Source organism: Microcoleus sp. N3A4 (genome assembly GCF_036701805.1).
Lineage (GTDB): Bacteria > Cyanobacteriota > Cyanobacteriia > Cyanobacteriales > Microcoleaceae > Microcoleus.
Window position 1 is genome coordinate 16607 of record NZ_JAUBRJ010000083.1, and the last position, 18724, is coordinate 35330.

Sequence of the window (18724 nt, forward strand, 5' to 3'; positions counted from 1 at the left end):
GAATGTACTATCCAACCGAATCTACCAAAATCAGGATAAAAAAATGGCAGAAGATGCGAAAGCAGAAGCACCAAAACCCGCTCCCATGATGTTTAAGGGTGTGTGCAAGGACGGAGTTCTCAAAGGCAAAGAAATTGAAGGCAAACTAGATATCAAAGTTAACGTAGAATCTGTCAAAACCCCTGAAGCAACGACCAAAAAATCCGAGTGGGAGCCAGTTATCTTTTGGGTTTTGTTTGCATTCATGGCAAACTTGATCGTCGGCGACCCCGCCGGAATGAGAAAAAAATACAGCTCCCCACAAAGGTCTTCTTCTAATCAGATGTTAAACCAATCTGGGGAGCAGTCGCTGTTGCCTAAGAAAAACACCAGCAACTTGCCACTTTAGGCCCTGGGAGCCTGCCAGCCGCGCAAATAGTAATAAAAAGACCCGAAATATTCATCGAATACTCGCGTCGTAGTTACCAAAGCTTCTGCACTGGGGAGAAAATCTCCCGCGTCTAAGCGGAATCTGGATTTCCCTCCTGATGTGGGTTGATAAGTGTAGAAGTCGGTAGCTCTAGGAATCACCTGGATTCCCATATTCGCAAAAGCTAGGCTGGCACGGCGCATCTGAATCGCAGATGTTACCAGGATTACTTTGCGCCCGACGCCGCGGCTGTCGAGTATCTTTCTCACCTCTTCAGCGCTGGTGCGTATGTTGCTGCCGTTATCGTCGAGAACGATACTGCTGCGCGGCACGCCCATGTTGTTTGCCAGCAAAGTCTCGATATCCTTAGCTTCGCCAACAGAACCCTCCAACTCGGGCCTCGGGCCAGCGGTAACGATGACCATAGGTGCCACTTTTTTGCTGTACAAGACGGCAGCATAGGGCAGGCGATTGCCTGTATCTGTGAGTTGAATGGCCACTCGGTTGGCGATGTGAGGCTTAGTTGTTCCCTTGCCCAGCAGGACGATCGCCGCGGCTGTTTCGTCGCAGCAAACTGTGCGGGATGCCGCGGCAGCGTCCCGTTCTGCTTGGTCGGCGAACCAGTAAGCTACAACTGGCATACTCGAAAGGATCAAAACTAGCAGCGCTGCCAGGATCATTCTCGGCGCCGGGTTGCGGATGCCCCCGTTCGTGATCAGCGCCGATGCAATCACCAGCAGCGTGATCGAAAAACCCAACGGCTTAAAGAAGAAGGCTATTAGGCCGAAAATCGCGGCTCCGACTGGCGTGTCTGGCGCAAAAAAAGCCAGGAACAAAAGGCTGATCAGCAATAAAACGCGCAGCCGGTCTAATAATGGATTGTCTTTGCCTCCTGATTGATCCCACCACGATTTGATCAGTGAGAACAGGAGGAATAGAAATAGAATGCGAGCTAACAGTTCTGGCATCTTGCAATATTCTGTGTCTTCATAAATTAGTACAGAAGTTTGGAAACGAGCGCGAATTTAGCTGCGGGAGGAAATACGGCCCTCGGTGGGTTTTTAACTTTCGCCAATAACGCAGTCCGATCGCATTTATCCTGATGCTCGCTTCCGGTCAGCTATCAACTATTGGTTGCAGGCTGCAAGCCCGCTACTTCCAGTCACAGATTGCTGACAGTTAATTGGTAATTGATAACTGGTAACGGTTGATTGATAATTGGTAATGAATCGAGCAAGCCGCAGGTGAAATTGGCAATTCAAGCTTGCTTTCTGCTGCCTGCTTTTTTTCCCCATTACCTGTTACCCATTCACCAATCCCAATTTATCGGCGCTTCAGTTGATTCCGAATTGCCTGCGTTACCGTTTGAATTACTTTAACACGAGCATAATACTTGTTATCGGCCGCAATTAGCGTCCAGGGAGCAGCCGGCGCGCTGGTGCGCTGAATCATTTGATTGACCGCCACTTCATAATAATTCCACTTTTCCCGATTTCGCCAATCTTCCTCGGTGAGTTTGTATTGTTTAAATGGATTGTTTTGCCGCTCTGTAAACCGCTTTAGTTGCTCGTCAGGACTGATGTGCAGCCAGAATTTAACTAACACACAACCAAAACTGGTAAGTTGCTCCTCAAATTCGTTGATTTCCTGATAAGCTCGCCGCCATTCGGGTTCGGCGGCAAATCCTTCGACTCGCTCGACGAGCACTCTACCATACCAACTGCGATCGCAAATGCTGATTTTACCGGCAGTCGGCAACCGCTGCCAGAACCGCCAGAGGTATGGGTGGGCTTTTTCTTCGTCTGTCGGGGCCCCAAAGGCATTAACGGTGTAACTGCGGGGGTCTAATACGTCCGTCAAGCGTTTGATCGCTCCTCCTTTACCGGCGGCGTCCCAACCTTCAAACATCACTAACACGGGGATTTTATCTTCGTAAATGCTTTGTTGCAGTTTACCAAAACGGGTTTGTTCCTCCCGAAGTTGCTGTTTGTATTCGTCGGGCGACAGCGATTGAGTTAAATCTACTTGGGCTAGCAAGTCGGGTTCGGTAGGTTGCAACCTTTCTTGAGGTGGCACTTTCACGGGTGCAGATTGCATCGGCAGTCTGTCTAAGGCTTCTGTAATTGTCGCTACCATTTGCGTTAAAACTTTGACTCTCGCCCACCGCTGACAATCGCCTTCTACTAGCGTCCAAGGTGCGGGGCCCGTGCCAGTTTGGGCTACCATTTCTTCGGCTAAAGTTGTGTATTCTTGGTATTTTTTGGCTTGTTTCCAGTCTTCGGGCCGCACTCGCCAAGCTTGTAAGGTGTCGTCTTCTAGTTTTTTGAGGCGATGTTTGAGCTCTTTTTTGCTGAGGTGAATCCAAAATTTGGCAATTGCCGCGCCGTCATCAACCATCTGCCGCTCGAAGGCGTTGATTTGCCTGATGACTGTGGGTACTTGGGCGTCGGAGACTCGATCGAACAACCGGTCTTCTAAAATGTGAGTGTACCAACTGTGGTAGAAAAAACCAATTTTGCCGCGGGCGGGGAGTTTCTGCCAAAACCGCCACAGGAAAGGATAGCCCTTTTCTGCATCTGACGGCGGCCAAATCGGGTGGACGGCAAACCCGCGCGGGTCCATGTACCCCACCATTTTTTTGACGAGGGCGCCTTTGCCGGCGGCGGCCCAGCCTTCGAGCACGATGATTGCGGGCAATTTTTTTTCCCAGCAGGCCAGTTGGAGCGATCGCAACTGTTTCATTAAAACTTCTATCTTGGCATCGTAGGTTTCTTTATCCAGGGAAATATCCAAATCGAGGTTGTCGAGCATATTTACCTCATATAAATCTGAAAAAACAGTTTAACGTTAGTTTAACGTTTGGATAAAATTAAATCCTCAACTCCGGGAAAAACGTTATAAAAATTACAGTGACGGTCGGTTTAAAGCACGATCGCTCCTGCCCTCAAATGGCAGCCTCGTTAATACTAGCAAGATTCCCTCTATTTCAAACTTGCCAAATAAAACGGCTCAGGTTATAGTTGAAATAGGTAACTTTTAAATAAGTTCAACTTCTCCCCTCCCCCGATCGGGCGAGTTAACAGGAGGAGCCAAAAATCCCTGAAAAAGGATTTAGTGTAAAAGAGAGCAAAAGTAAAAATCAACTACCCGGTGGGGGTGACAACTTCTTTACTTAGCTGTAGAAACTTTATTCAAACAATAGTTACTTAAGCACCAAGCTTGGTAACGAAAGAGAGCGCGACTCATCGACATCCAGCCATCAACTCACATATAAAACTAGCCCGGAAGGGCAAACCAATTTTTATGATTGCCTAATTAGATAAAACCTGAAAGCCTGGGTGATATAAACAGGTCTCTGAGTTTTATCGACACCTTTCTCAAATACTAAAATCGGTTTAGGTGCGGTCACGCGAACCCGCCCCACAAGAACTTTTATTTCTTGTGGAACAGGCATCTTGCCTGTTACTGACATTTGTGCAAAATGTCGGAATTACTGTACTTGTTTGCCAATACCAATTAAGAGGAACAGTCCGAAATTACGGATTGCAAGTTTTCTATGAATATCTTAACAACACGCTCCTACAATGGCGAAACAGACTGGTGCGCGATCGCAAATTTGATCGATGCTTGCGAAGCAGTCGATCGCCTCGGCGAAGAAGTCTCAGCAACTGAACTCAAGCTAATACTTGATGCACCCAAACTCGACAAAGCCCGCGACGTACAGTTGTGGGAAGATGGTAATTACAAACTGATCGGTTTAGCACTCCTAGATATGCCCGATTCCCAGGATGAAATAGACGCTTGTCTCTGGTTTTACGTGCATCCAAACTTCCGTCGCGAAGGTTTAGAAAAAGAGATAATTAAGTGGGGCGAAAAGCGGCTGCGGGAAGTCGCAAAAGAACGGAATTTGCCCGCGAAATTGCGTACCTACAGCCGCGAGGACAAAACCGATGAGATGCGACTGTTAGAGGAACAGGGCTTTGAGGTCGATCGCTACTTTTGGACAATGGCCCGATCCCTCGCCGAACCCATTCCCACACCGGAATTCCCCGCAGATTTTGCGCTGACGCACGTATCGGGAGAACAAGACATTCAACCGTGGGTAGAAATGTTCAACCAATCATTTATCGACCACTGGAACCACCACGATTTAACTGTGGAAACTGTGCGCTACTGGATGCAAGATCCGAATTATCAGCCGGAATTAGACTTGATTGCTGTTTCGGGCGATCGCAAATTTGCTGCTTTCTGCGACTGTCAAATCAAACCCCAAAAAAACGCCCGCACCGACACAAAAGACGGCTGGATTGAATTGTTGGGTACGCGGCGCGACTTTCGGAAAATGGGTTTAGGAAAAGCCATGCTGCTGGCCGGTTTGCACCGATTAAAAGCAGCGGGCGCAAATACTGCTAAACTCAGCGTCGATGCTGACAGTTTGACAGGGGCGACAAAGCTTTACAAATCAGTAGGTTTCCGCCCGATGGAAACTTGGATAGAGTGGGCTAAGACAGTGTAAAACCAGGTTGGTACTGAAGGCTAGAGCCCCGACTTCTTAAAGAAATTGGGGCTCTAACATGGGAACAGTTGAATCAACTTTGACTGTTGGTTTCTGTGATTTCTGGAGCAGATCCGTTGATGGGGGTTTTGATGAAGTCTGACCAAGAATTTCAAAGGTGGTACCCGCCACGCGATCGATCCGTGGAATCAATCCAAAATCTCAAATCTAAAATCCTCAAGCCCCCGAATTTATCCGTGGGGTCGCCTCCAAAATCTAAAATCTAAAATCTAAAATCGAATGACTGGTCGTTCGACTTTTACCTCTAGAAATTATTCAATGATTTTTTGCAGAAAGAGCAATATTTCCACCAGTTCAGCTTGGCTCAACTACTCTATTTGGGTTTTTGCCTTCTGTATGGTTGCTGCGGACTTTTTCATTCGTTTACTTTACCAGATAATGCCACTGAAGTCATTCTTGACCTGAATCCTTACCATTATAACTTACCAATAAAATATCAAGCATAAGACATAGCGATTTTTGGATAGGTTTATACTTTTTAAAGGGCATCAATCATGGCACGCCAACTGATTCTGACAATGTGGTATCGAAGCCATGTTTAAATTTTGTAAAACGGGATGCTACCATTCTGGAAAGACAAGTCTCTTGGCTATATCGTTGATTTGATCCATGATTGTGACGGGTTGTCATATCAATTCCGGTTACACCGTCCGTGATTGTTGACTGTTGATTGTTGACTGTTGACTCTTAACTGTTAACTGTTAACTGTTAACTGTTAACTGTTGACTGTTGACTGTTAAAAATCTCAAATCTCAAATCTCAAATCGGTTGACTGTTAAAAATCTCAAATCTCAAATCTCAAATCTCAAATCGGTTGACTGTTAAAAATCTCAAATCTCAAATCTCAAATCTCAAATCTAAAATCGGTTGACTGTTAAAAATCTAAAATCTAAAATCTAAAATCTAAAATCGGTTGACTGTTGACTCGATTTGATGATTCCGATGCAACCGGAAACGATGTCACCCATCAAACTTAGCTCCTGTTAAAGTTGTCTCAGGGCGGACTGTCCGCTCTTTTCTAATTTTTGATATTTCAAAGGATTTTACTGATTTTTAGAGCAGATCAAAAAATCAGTGAAATCAACGTAATCTCTCTTAATCCGTGTTCAGCAATGGTTTCAGAAATGAAGCAAGAGCTGTGGAAATCTTGCCTGCACTTTCCTAGCGGTAAAATTATTAGCCAATTAGTTCAAAACCCTTCGCATCAGAGGAAACACCATTCTTGATCCGCGCCGCCACCACCATCAGTAACAAGGCCAAACTGTCGTCAGAGAGACCATCAACCAAATTCTGCATATTTAACAAAGACTCTAGTTGCTTTGGCACTGACATCTGGCTGCTGTTACCAAATCCCTCTCCCCCCGTCAGCCGATTACAGAAGTAAGCGCGGGCTCCCGGCTTGATCTCGTCCATTGCCTGAATTAATTTCCACAGCACCTCCGTAGAAATGCCAGTCTTGCCCCGCCGAAACTCAGAAATATGATTCTCGCTAACGCCTGAAAACTTGGATAACTGTTTTCCAGATATCCCGTAGCGTTCAATAGTCATCCTAAAAATTTCGCAAATCATTGTAAAGTTTTGTTACAAAAATGTATGATTAGCCTTTAGCGGTGGTATTGTCATTTAGTTATCGGTCAATAGCCCCAGTAACAGCCTACCAGCTTTAATAACTCAATCAATTATAACTCTGCCCGCATAATGTAGTGTCGGCGCAGTTTTATTTTGCCTTGAGCACAATAGACACCAACCGAATTTAAGCTGCAAGCCTTAACGCAATAAGGCTTGCAGGCTCATTATCGGTGATGTCTAGTGGCTGCGGCTTGTTTTACGAAACGAAAGGCAAGATTTGAATACAAATGGCAGAGTATGGTATCCAGTCATATTTCTCTGTCATTCAATTCAAAATAACACCCCGGTTTCGAGTGTGCTGTGACTAAAGTCACATTTGAGTGGCATCTATCTATAAATTTAGGATCAGAGAAGTGTCAAGAAACTTAACACAGCCGATTTCTCTAAAATTACCCAAATGGCCTGAGCCTAATTTGAGTAACGTAACGGTGGGGAACCGACGGCTGAGTGTAGAAGAAGTTGCCAGGGTTGCCCGCTGCGGAACCAGAGTTCGGTTGAATGATGAAAGGGATGTGGCGGAACGAGTGCAAGCATCCTGCGACTACATTGCGGATGCTGTCGAGTCGGGAAAGGCGATTTACGGAGTCACGACAGGCTTTGGTGGGATGGCCAATACACCGATCGCACCTGAAGAAGCCGCAAGCTTACAAAACAATTTAATTTGGTTTCTCAAAGCTGGTGCAGGGCCAAAGCTGCCCACAGCTTGCGTCCGCGCCGCCATGCTCTTGCGAATTAACTCCCACCTCCAGGGCGCTTCAGGGATTCGGCTGGAGTTAATTGAGCGGACGATCGCATTTCTAAACGCAGGAGTCACGCCTCACGTTTGTGAATTGGGTTCGATCGGCGCTTCCGGCGATTTAGTTCCCCTAGCGCACATTACAGGGGCATTAATAGGTCTAGATGACAGTTTCACTGTTGATTTTAACGGCAGAGAAATGTCAGCAATTCAAGCGCTGGAAATATTAGATTTACCAAGAATTGATCTGCTCCCCAAAGAAGGGCTGGCAATGACCAATGGTACATCTGTAATGACCGGCATTGCTGCCAACTGCGTCCGAGATTCGCAAGTAATACTTGCCTTGGCAATGGGTACTCATGCCTTGACAATCCAAGGATTAGGCGGGACAAATCAATCGTTCCACCCCTTCATTCACAAGCTCAAGCCTCATTTTGGTCAAGTATGGGCCGCTTCCCAAATGGTCGAACTCCTCGCAGGTTCCTGCTTGAATCGAGACGAGTTAGATGGTTCCCACGAGTCTCGAGGCGATCATCCAATACAAGACCGTTATTCGCTGCGTTGTTTGCCTCAGTACATGGGGCCGATTGTGGATGGAATAGCAGAAATTGCCCAGCAGATTGAAGTTGAAATTAACTCTGTTACTGACAACCCCTTAATCGATACTGAGAATCAAGCTAGCTATCACGGCGGCAATTTCTTAGGGCAATATATTGGCGTTGGGATGGATCGGTTGCGCTATCTTTTAGGTCTGCTGGCTAAGCATTTGGACGTGCAAATTGCGCTGTTAGTGGCACCTGAATTTAATAATGGTTTGCCGCCTTCTCTGGTTGGCAATACAAGCCGTAAGGTCAACATGGGATTAAAAGGTCTGCAAATAGCTGGAAATTCCATTATGCCGCTGTTGACTTTTTACGGAAACTCAATTGCTGACCGCTTTCCCACTCACGCGGAACAATTCAATCAAAATATCAATAGCCAAGGATTCGCTTCAGCTAATTTAGCTCGTCGCTCAATTGAATTGTTCCAGCAATATATGGCAATTTCCCTAATGTTTGCCGTCCAAGCTGTTGACTTGCGAACCCATGAAGTCGCCGGTCACTATGACGCGCGGGAGTGTTTGTCGCCACTTAGCTTGCCGCTATATGAGGCTGTGCGCGAAGTTGTGGGACAGCCGCCGAATGTTGACAAGTCTTACATTTGGAATGACAACGAGCAATCTTTGGATATACACATTGCCATGATTGCTGCTGACATTGCACAGGAAGGACGAATTGTGCAAGCTGTGAACCAGATTTTATCAAGTTTGAAGTAGGAAGAGGAAAAGGAAGGAGTTTTGAAAATAACTCACATTATTTTTCCTTTTTTTCCTCTTGTTACCTGCATAAAACCATCCACTGGTAGCTAAGAATAGCCTGCTAAACGGCGTAAAAAATGAGTTGAAAATTTAACTCGTTAAGAGCTGCTTGTCTTTTACACAAGCAGTTCCAATTTTGCGGCTGCAAAGGATTGTTGAACATTACTAGAAAGGCACAAAAATGGTTACTCACAATATTTCAGCTAACATCTCTGAAACTGCTTTTCAGCTAGATATTTACCCAAGTGAAAAAACAGAGAGATTGTCAAATCAGCAACACTTTTTGACGGATACTGTTCGCCAGTGCGTCAAAATCTATCAACTTGAACCGAGGGATTGGCAACAATTTTATCAAGCAATTCATCCTGGTTGCACGGAGGATGTTTCCTCAGAAAAGAAAGAGCGCTCAAAAGCTTTAGGTAGTGGTTTTCTATTTGCCTTAGCGACAGTCCACCAGTGCATCCAAATCATGCACGCGAAACCTATTGTTTGGCAGCAATTTTACCGAGGATAAAACAGGGATGAATATTGCAGAGCATATCGAAAGAGGGTGTAGATTTTTTCCTCAGAAAACGGCTTTAATTTTTGAAGGTAAATCTTTTACTTACAAGCAGCTAAATCAATTAGCAAACTGTGCTGCTAATGGTTTGCAAGGATTAGGAATTAAACGGGGAGATTGCATCGCTCTCTTCCTACCTAATATTCCTGAATTTGTCATCTCTTATCTGGGCATCTTAAAGATTGGTGCTGTCGCAGTTTCGCTCAACGCGATGCTCAAAACAGATGAAGTTCGGTTTATTCTCAATGACTGTGCTGCTAAGATAGTAATTGCGACAGAATCATTGCGAATGCAAGTGCCTGATGATGATTTAGCTTACCTTCAATACATTTTGATTGCTGAAGATGGAGTTATCAAGCCGCCGAGTGTGGTTGTTAGTCATTCTTCTCATATTTCTGGAAGGAATCTGAGTTTAAGCTGTAAAGAAATCAGTTTGTTACAACTGCTAGCAAATGCTTCTCCTGAAGCTAAAGCTGTTGAAATGGAACCCACAGAACCCGCTGCAATTATCTATACATCGGGGACGACGGGTTTTCCTAAAGGAGCTGCGCTTTCTCATGGCAATGTGACTTCAAATATGCACTCTGTCAAGCACTGCTGCGGTATGAGGGCTGAAGATCGGTTGCTTTTGTATTTACCATTGTTCCACTGTTTCGGTCAGAATTTCATTCTGAATGCGGGATTAAATGCTTGTGCGACTATCATTTTGCAACGCAGATTTTATCCAGCAGAAGTTTTGAAGGTAACGGCTGCGGAGCGGATTACAATGTTTTTTGGAGTGCCGACCGCCTTTGCCAAGCTGTTAGAAATGTCGCCGGATGAATGCAACTTTAACTCAGTACGCTATTATTTTAGTGCTGCTGCTAGAATGCCATTGGAAGTTGTAGAGCAGTGGCAAGAACAGTATGGTTTAGTGATCCATGAAGGGTACGGCTTGACGGAAACTTCGCCTTTTTCTTGTTACAACCATTACTTGAAATATAAGCCTGGTTCGATTGGGATGCCAATTGATAATGTGGAAATGAAGGTGGTGGATAGTGAGGGTTCAGAAGTCGATGTTGGGGATGTTGGCGAGATTATTATTCGCGGACCGAATGTGATGTCGAGCTATTGGAAACGTCCCGCTGAAACTGCCGAAGTTATGTCAAATGGTTGGTTTCATACTGGAGATTTGGGCCGGATGGATGAAGAGGGCTATTTCTACATTGTTGACCGCTTGAAGGACATGATCAATGTTTCTGGATTTAAGGTTTATCCGAGTGAATTGGAGCGGGTAATCTCTCAACATCCAGCAGTGGCGGAAGTGGCTATCTGTGGCGTTCCTGACAGAGTGAAAGGTGAGAGCATTTTGGCGAATATTGTCCTTAATAATGGGCAAGTTGTCGCGCCAGAGGATGTGATTTCTTTCTGCTCAAAGCAGATAGCTGCTTACAAGGTTCCTCACCTTGTTCGGTTTGTTGATTCGCTTCCAAAAAATGCGACTGGTAAGGTGTTGAAAAGGGTCTTGCGCGAGGCGCATAGGTGATTGTAATTTGCTTGATAGAGGTTGAGATTTGAATTGTTAACTTCAAATCTCAATGGTTTTTTCTGAGTGGTTTTGGAGTGAAAAATGACAAACGTAAAAGGGATTTTAGCCACTGCACCTGTAGTTAGTAGGGATTCTGTAGTTAGCACTCAGATGGAAATACTAGCGGTTTCTGTTGCTGAAGCGGTGGTTAAGGTCTTGGAGAACTTAGGAGTGGAGTATGCTTTTGGGGTTTCAGGAGGTGCGATCGCCCCTATCTGGGCGGCCTTGGAAGACAGTTCTATCAAGGTGATGCACTTTCGTCACGAAGCAGGTGCAGCTTTTGCGGCGGTGGAAGCTTCGTTTGCTAGCGATCGTCCTGTTGCCGTATTTGCCACAACTGGTCCAGGCATCACGAATACTCTAACTGGGCTATTTGCCGCTCGTTGGGAAGGTGCAAAGGTAATATTTCTTTCTGCTTCTACTTCTCACGGGCTGCAAGGACGGTGGGCTTGCCAGGAAACCAGCCCCCACACCATGCCTGAAGGACTTTTGACTGCCGGAACTTTGTTTCATTATGCCGTAACTTTGGAATCTTCCGAACAACTTCCAGGAATGGCGCGTCGGCTCAACCAAGGAATTTCACAGTCTGGAGGTTTTGTCGCTCATATCAATATTACGACGACCATTCAAAAAAGCATGAGCAACGTTGCGCTACCGCTTGACGAAGAGAATTTCTCCCAATCTGTAGTTACTACCAGAAAGAAAGCTGTCAAGAAATGTGCCCAGTTGTTAACCCAAAAACGATTTGCAATTTGGGTAGGATTTGGGGCGCGGGGTGCAGCTAAAAAGATCCGCAAGTTAGCTAAAAAGACTGGAGCAGCGGTGATGTGTTCGCCACGAGGGAAGGGGATTTTTCCCGAAGATCACCCGCAATTTGTCGGAGTGACGGGTTTAGGCGATCATTCCTCCGTGCTTACTTATATGCACGAATACTTGCCAGAACGGGTGTTGGTACTAGGAACTCGCTTGGGTGAGTTTACTTCATTCTGGAATCCAGCAATGGTTCCCCCTGAAGGATTTATTCACGTGGATCTCGATCCGCAAGTACCGGGTACTGCCTATCCGCACGCCAAGACCATTTCTATTCAATCCGATGCAAAAATATTTCTCAAGAAACTGCTCAAACAGATCGGGAAACTGAGCAAGCAAAACGAGGAGCAAATGCTCAATTGTGCCAATAAATTGACATTAGAGGAATTCCCTCGCCCTCAACTCAAACCAATTGACCCTAGTACCAATGACTTAGTGCGGCCTGAAGTGCTGATGCAAGCAATTCAGCAGGAAATCGTGGAAGGTAGCGACGCTTTGGTGATGGCGGAACCGGGTAATTCGTTTGCTTGGGCAAGCAATATGCTGCGATTTAAGGTTCCTGGTCGTTACCGCACTACGACTGGATTTGCATCTATGGGTCACAACGTTACTGGAGTGATTGGAGCAACTGTGGCACTGCCAAAAAGAAAGGTTGAGAGTACCCAAAATCTAAGTCACAACGTTGCTGAAGTAATTGCAGCGACTGTGACTAATGAACCCAGGAAAGCAGTTGCCATTGTTGGTGATGGGGCGATGTTGATGAATAACGAGATCAGTACCGCTGTTCGATATCAAGTTCCTGCGGTTTGGATCGTTCTTAATGATGGTTGCTACAACATGGTTAACCAAGTTTTGCCACATCTAAGTTGTAAGGATTTAGTGCAGATTCCCCAAGCTGATTTCGTTCAATTTGCCCGATCGATGGGAGCAGATGGCATTCGGGTGGAAAGGGAGTCAGAGCTAGAGGCAGCGTTAAAAAAAGCTATGGAAGCGACTGCACCATTTGTGGTTGATGTGTGCATCGATCCGAGTCGAAAAGCCCCAACTGAAACTCGGATGAATAGTTTGAAAAATCAATCCCTGAAAGAAAAGGAGGAAAGTTATCTATAGCGTTTGTGGTTGATGTGTGTATCGCTCCGAGTCGGAAGGCACTAACTGAAGCTCGGATCAAAACTTTGAAAAATTAATGATTGAATTAAAAGGAGGAATCTGATGACAAATATACCTGTTGGAATTAAAGCTATTGCTGTTAGCTTTCCGAGCGGGGTACGCACCAACGATTATTGGAAAGAAAATTACCCCCAAATGGTGCAAGAAGCAGAGGAAAAAAATTTAGCAAAGCTATTTTCGGCTAGTGGTTCTACCCCTAGCAACGAATTTAGCAAAGCTATGATGCCATATCTTAAAGATCCTTTTCGTGGCAGCATTGAGCGCAGGGTATTAGGCTCTGGTGAATCCTCGCTTACATTAGAATATCGTGCAGCAAAAGAAGCCCTTGAAGCTGCCAAGCTTTCTCCAAACCAGCTAGATTTGATGTTAGTTGCCTCGATTTTTCCGGAAGAAATTGCACCTGGTAATGCGGCTTTTCTTGCCCATAAACTGGGATTTTTGGGCGCTGCCTGGAACATCGAATCAACTTGTTCGAGTGCTTTAGTCGCGCTTCAAAGTGCCTATGCAATGGTACAAGCAGGGCTGTACTGTAACGTACTCGTTGTTGTCTCGAATACTTATACTCGATTTGCTGACGAGAAAGATACTTTTTCCTGGTTTCTCGGTGACGGTGCTGGTGCTGTAGTAGTTAGTCAACTTAAAGCTAATCAAGGTATCCTCGGCACTAAAATTTTGAATACTGGCAATACCTGCGGTGCTTTCTTTAACGAATTCACTGTGGATGAACAAAGCAATGTAAGGATGTGGATACGAGCTGGTAAGGATGCAGGTCAGGCATTAAGTAATAGTTCCGAGTTTATTCGTACTTGCTGTCAAGGTGCGGTTTCTGCTGCTGGATTGACGCTCGAGCAAATCAACTTCTTTGCCTTCAATACCCCTACTGCTTGGTATGCAGATGTCTGCGCGAACGTGCTAAATATCGATCCACAGCGCATCATCAATCTTAATCCTAAGTACGCAAATATTGGAGCAGCCTTTCCCCTTGTTAATCTCTACCACGCTGCCGAATCGGGTAGGATTCGCGAAAACGATTTAGTTGTCGTTTATACCTTGGGAACTTCATCGAGTGCTGGTGCAATGGTAATGCGTTGGGGAGAGGTTGCACTTGGCCCAGTGCCTGCTTCGTCACAAAGCCAAATAAAAGTTGCTCTAACGACAGGTATTTGATCGAGTTTTAAAGTGAAGTATTTGCCAGCAAAATAATTTGTAATTTTGTGTAAATGCTTCACCCTCTCCCGGAGGCTTGAAAAAAGTCTCGCAGTCTAGTTTCTACATTTCCAAATTTTGATTCATCAAAAACAAGGAGTTCAATAAATGTTCTACTCAAGAGAGTTTGAAGGCAAAGTCGCGTTGGTTACTGGAGGATCTTCTGGTATAGGTAAGGCAACAGCATTCGCATTTGCTTGGGCTGGAGCAAACGTAGTAGTTGCTAGTCGCCGAGTGGCTGAAGGACAGCAAACAGTACATGAAATTTGTGAGCGAGGTGGCGATGCCATTTTTGTAAAAACTGATGTATCTAAGGCTACTGAAGTCGAAGCATTAGTTAATAAAACTATGGATGTTTATGGGCGCTTAGACTGCGCTTTCAACAACGCAGGTGTTACGATGATAGCTTCGCTTACCGATTCCTCAGAAACAGAGTGGGATGACATCGTTAACGTGAACCTCAAAGGGACGTGGCTTTGTCTCAAGTATGAAATCCCAGTGATGCTAAAACAGAGTGGAGGTGCTATTGTCAATATGGCTTCCATTGCTGGTATTGTTGGCACAGCAGGCATTTCTATCTACTCAGCCAGCAAAGGCGGAGTTACTGCTTTATCTAAAGCGGCTGCGATTGAGTATGCTAACAGTGGCATTCGCATCAATACCGTCAGCCCTGCTATCATCAAAACTGGTATCTTAGATAACCTCCCTATCGATCGACTTGCTCCTCTTGAAGCAGGACATCCAATAGGTCGTATCGGTCAGCCAGAGGAGGTTGCCAATGCTGTTACGTGGCTATGTTCGGAAAAAGCTTCGTTTGTTACAGGGCATAACATGGTGATTGACGGCGGATACACCGCGCAGTAGGGAAAATGCCCCAAAAGACGAGAGCGATTGTTAACAGTCCCTCTCGCTTTTGTATACATTCTTCTTAACAAATCTATGCTATATAGCACTATACTTTCATACCCCTACCTCACTTATCTGAAAATGCTGTATTCTATATTACATAAATTTTGTAGAAATTTGTGCTACTTTTATTGGTTATATGGGTGCTGTTTTTACTTTCGACAGTCTGATTATCAAAAAATTGCACAGCTAAAATTATGCTAAAACTCAACGGCTACCAACTTTTTAAACCCATTTACGAAGGCTTCAAAACCGTTATTTATCAAGCCGAACGATCCTCAGATAATACTCCCGTAATTATCAAAACTCTCAGAGCCGATTATCCCACCCTAGAAGAAATCGCCCGCCTCCGACATGAATACAATATCCTTCAAAGTTTAAAGATAGAAGGAATTATTAAACCGATTGAAATAACGAACTACCAACATAGTTTAGTTTTGGTTTTAGAATACTTTGAGTCTCAGTCATTAAAAAAATTTGTTAATGCAGAAAACCTTGAATTAAAACAATTCCTAAATATTGCTATTCAGATAGCAGAAATTTTAGCCAAACTGCACCAGAATCACGTAATTCATAAAGATATTAAACCTCAAAATATTATTATAAATCCCCAAATCAAGCAAATAAAAATTATCGACTTCAGCATTGCTACCAGCTTGGAAAGAGAAACCCAAAGCCCAATGAATCCCAACTGCATTGAAGGCACTCTTGCTTATATGTCCCCAGAACAAACTGGGAGAATGAACCGCACCCTTGACTATCGCACTGACTTTTATTCCTTGGGTGTCACATTCTACGAGATGTTGACGGGTCAATTGCCTTTCAATTCACTAGATCCAATGGAATTGATACATTGCCACATTGCAAAAAACCCCATTACACTCCACCAACGCAATCCAGAATTACCAATAACTATAGCGAATATTGTCACAAAATTGCTGGCTAAAAATGCTGAAGATAGATATCAAAGTGCCTTGGGATTAAAAGCTGATTTAGAAGAATGTTTGACGCAACTGCAAACGACAGGAAAAATTGAAGACTTTATTCCGGGTAAAGTGGATAAAACTGGACAATTCCTGATTCCGCAAAAACTATACGGACGGGAAGCGGAAGTGGAAACTCTCTTACAAGCCTTTGAGCGGGTCAGCTTAGGGCAAAGCGAAATGATGTTAGTTTCTGGTTATTCTGGCATTGGCAAAACTTGCGTAATTCAGGAAATTCACAAACCAATTCTTCGGCAAAGGGGATATTTTATTAGCGGTAAGTTCGATCAATTTAAGCGAGATATTCCCTATGCCGCTATTACTCAGGCTTTGCAAGAACTGATTCGGCAGATATTGACACAAAATTATGACGAAATTGCTGTTTGGAAAGAGAAACTGCTTGTAGCTTTAGGCGAAAATGGGCAAATTATTATTGACGTTATTCCAGAAGTGGAACTGATTCTCGGCAAACAGCCTGAAGTTTCTCAATTAGGGTCTACAGAAACCCAAAACCGTTTCAATCGTATATTTCAGCAATTCATTTACGTTTTTGCTCAACCCTCACATCCCCTAGTCTTGTTTCTTGATGACTTACAATGGGCAGATTTAGCTTCTCTAAATGTAATCGAACAGTTAATGACGGACTCGGATAGTCATTACCTGTTAATGATTGGTGCCTATCGAGATAATGAAGTGAGTCCAGTTCACCCGACTATTCAAACTTTAGAAAAAATTGAGAAAGCTGGATATGCCATAAATAATATAGTTTTGCAACCCTTAGATATTATTCATGTCAGTCAGTTAGTAGGCGATACCTTGAGCGAGGTTGCTATAAACGGCAACCGCATTTTCGAGCTATCTGAATTATTATATAATAAAACTCAAGGAAATCCATTTTTTTTAACGCAGCTATTTAACACTTTAGCCTCCGAAAAATCATTAAGTTTTAATTTTGAATTAAATCAGTGGCAGTGGAGCATTGAGAAGATTCAAAGCTTAGGAATTACAGACTTCAATGTAGTCGAACTGGTAGCTAGGAATATTCGTAAATTGCCAGATAATACCCAGCAAGTTCTGAGATTAGCAGCTTGTATTGGCAGCCGATTTAATTTGGACATTTTGGCGATTGTCAATGAGAAATCTTCTCGCGATACTACCGAAGACTTGTGGTCAGCTTTGCAAGCAGGTTTAATTTTGCCTCTGAGTAATGATTATAAACTACCACTATTAGTTCGGGAAATAAATAAGAGTATGTTGCTGTTTGATGAAACGAGAATTGCTTACAAATTTTTACACGATAGGGTGCAGCAAGCTGCTTATTCTTTGATTCCTGATGCCCAGAAAAAAGCAACTCATTTGAAAATCGGTAAGCTCTTGTTTAATAAAACAGATAAATTAGTCTTAGAAAATAATATTTTTGATATTGTTAATCAATTGAATATGGGGGTGGAACTGATTACCGAAGAATTAAAAATAAATGAATTAGTTAATCTGAATTTAATAGCTGGACGCAAAGCTAAGGCAGCAAATGCTTATGAAGCATCTGGTAGGTATTTGAATATAGCGTTAGAGCTTTTGCCAGAAAACAGTTGGCAGAGCTATTATAAGTTGGCGCTAGAAACTTATATGGAAGCAACGGAAGTAGAATATCTCAATACTAATTTTGAAGAAGCCCAAAAACTGTCAGAAATTTTACTAAAACAAGCTAATGAAACTTTAATTAAAGTTAAAATTTATGAACTAAAAATCCCATTTTATTTGTCTCAAAAACAGCCACAAGCATCCATAGATATTGCTTTGCAAACTCTGAAATTTTTAGGAGTTCACCTCCCTTCCCAACCAACTAAAGTAAATGTTTTAATAGAGCTAATCAGCACTAAACTCGCCCTCAATAGCAAAGTAATTGCTGATTTAGCCAACTTAACGACAATGAATGACCCCTATAAGATAGCAACCATGCGGATATTAATGGCTGTCATTCCAGCAGCTTTTAATGCAAATCCAGTTCTCTTTCCATTAGCTGTATTTAAAATGGTTACTCTGTCTCTAAAATATGGGAGATCGCCTCTATCTGCTTTTGGATATGTAAGCTATGGCTTAATCTTATGTGGCGTATTAGGAGATATTAATGAGGGTTATAAATTCGGAAAATTAGCCCTGGAATTGTCAGACCAAATTGATAGCAGAGAAATAAAAGCTAAAGTATATTTTGCCTTCAACAATTTTATTAGACATTGGAAGGAACACATTAGAGAGACAATTAACTCGTTCCTTGAAGGATTTCAAAGTGGGCTTTCAATTGGGGATATAGAATATGCCTGTTATTCTCTCGGTTTTTATACTAATAACAGATTTTGGATTGGGGAACATCTGGAGAATGTTTTAACAATTCAAAAACAATCTATTAAAGTCATCGAAAAACATCAACAAAAAATTCTTAAAGGCCACCTAGAAATATGGAATAAGCTAGTCTTAAATTTTATTGAGAAATCTGAAGATGTTTTAGATCGAGAGGGAGTTAATCAATTAGAAAAATTAAGTTGTTTCATAAAAGAAAACGATACTAGAGGAATCACAAACTGTTATTTGTCAAAACTTATTTATTTATATTTTTTTTCAAATCCTGTTCGAGCAATCGAAAATGCTAAGTCACTAGAAAGATATGTCGAAGGAATGAGTGGGTCGATAGAAATTGCCCAGCACAACTTCTACTATTCTCTAGCCCTTCTCGCTCACTACCCAGCCACCACCAAAACCGAACAAAAGCAATACCTGAAAAAAGTAGCATCCCATCAAAAACAAATGAAAATCTGGGC

Annotated in this window: 12 protein-coding genes; 9 read left to right on the top strand and 3 right to left on the bottom strand. The window is 43.4% G+C overall.

Annotated features, from left to right (window positions below; all coding sequences use genetic code 11):
* The first annotated feature begins 43 nt into the window (after positions 1-43).
* On the top strand, positions 44-388 hold the full coding sequence (locus QUA56_RS31480) for a hypothetical protein (RefSeq protein ID WP_333366355.1): 345 nt from the start codon (positions 44-46) through the stop codon (positions 386-388).
* Here QUA56_RS31480 and QUA56_RS31485 read toward each other — a convergent pair.
* Together QUA56_RS31485 and pap are read right to left on the bottom strand one after the other, a co-directional pair.
* A complete protein-coding gene (locus QUA56_RS31485) occupies positions 385-1167 on the bottom strand; it encodes a YdcF family protein (RefSeq protein WP_333366358.1) in 783 nt (260 codons plus the stop codon). The two genes, QUA56_RS31480 and QUA56_RS31485, sit on opposite strands and share 4 nt — an antisense overlap.
* Before the next feature lie 565 nt (positions 1168-1732).
* The gene (pap, locus tag QUA56_RS31490; protein WP_333366360.1) at positions 1733-3220 is read right to left on the bottom strand and encodes a polyphosphate:AMP phosphotransferase; all 1488 of its coding nucleotides are present in this window, start codon (positions 3218-3220) and stop codon (positions 1733-1735) included.
* Positions 3221-3965: 745 nt separating this feature from the next.
* On the opposite strand from pap, the gene QUA56_RS31495 reads away from it, so the two are divergent.
* On the top strand, positions 3966-4925 hold the full coding sequence (locus QUA56_RS31495) for a GNAT family N-acetyltransferase (protein ID WP_333366363.1): 960 nt from the start codon (positions 3966-3968) through the stop codon (positions 4923-4925).
* Positions 4926-6161: 1236 nt separating this feature from the next.
* Here the strand turns inward: QUA56_RS31495 and QUA56_RS31500 are convergent.
* A complete protein-coding gene (locus QUA56_RS31500) occupies positions 6162-6533 on the bottom strand; it encodes a helix-turn-helix transcriptional regulator (protein ID WP_333366365.1) in 372 nt (123 codons plus the stop codon).
* A gap of 434 nt (positions 6534-6967) precedes the next feature.
* Between QUA56_RS31500 and QUA56_RS31505 the strand changes: the two genes are divergently transcribed.
* The 7 genes from QUA56_RS31505 to QUA56_RS31535 form a co-directional block, all read left to right on the top strand.
* On the top strand, positions 6968-8665 hold the full coding sequence (locus tag QUA56_RS31505; RefSeq protein ID WP_333366368.1) for an aromatic amino acid ammonia-lyase: 1698 nt from the start codon (positions 6968-6970) through the stop codon (positions 8663-8665).
* A 223-nt stretch (positions 8666-8888) separates the two neighbouring features.
* Positions 8889-9221, top strand: a complete 333-nt coding sequence (locus tag QUA56_RS31510) for a hypothetical protein (protein ID WP_333366370.1) — start codon at positions 8889-8891, stop codon at positions 9219-9221.
* Between the two features lie 7 nt (positions 9222-9228).
* Positions 9229-10791, top strand: coding sequence for a long-chain fatty acid--CoA ligase (locus QUA56_RS31515; protein WP_333366373.1), 1563 nt, complete (start codon positions 9229-9231; stop codon positions 10789-10791).
* An 84-nt stretch (positions 10792-10875) separates the two neighbouring features.
* Entirely contained in the window at positions 10876-12753 is a 1878-nt protein-coding gene (locus tag QUA56_RS31520) for a thiamine pyrophosphate-dependent enzyme (protein WP_333366376.1), read from the top strand.
* Between the two features lie 102 nt (positions 12754-12855).
* The gene (locus QUA56_RS31525; protein WP_333366379.1) at positions 12856-13980 is read left to right on the top strand and encodes a 3-oxoacyl-[acyl-carrier-protein] synthase III C-terminal domain-containing protein; all 1125 of its coding nucleotides are present in this window, start codon (positions 12856-12858) and stop codon (positions 13978-13980) included.
* A gap of 147 nt (positions 13981-14127) precedes the next feature.
* Positions 14128-14883, top strand: a complete 756-nt coding sequence (locus QUA56_RS31530; protein WP_333366381.1) for an SDR family oxidoreductase — start codon at positions 14128-14130, stop codon at positions 14881-14883.
* Between the two features lie 239 nt (positions 14884-15122).
* The coding region (locus tag QUA56_RS31535) for a serine/threonine-protein kinase PknK (RefSeq protein WP_333366384.1) at positions 15123-18724 on the top strand (3602 nt) is incomplete at its 3' end.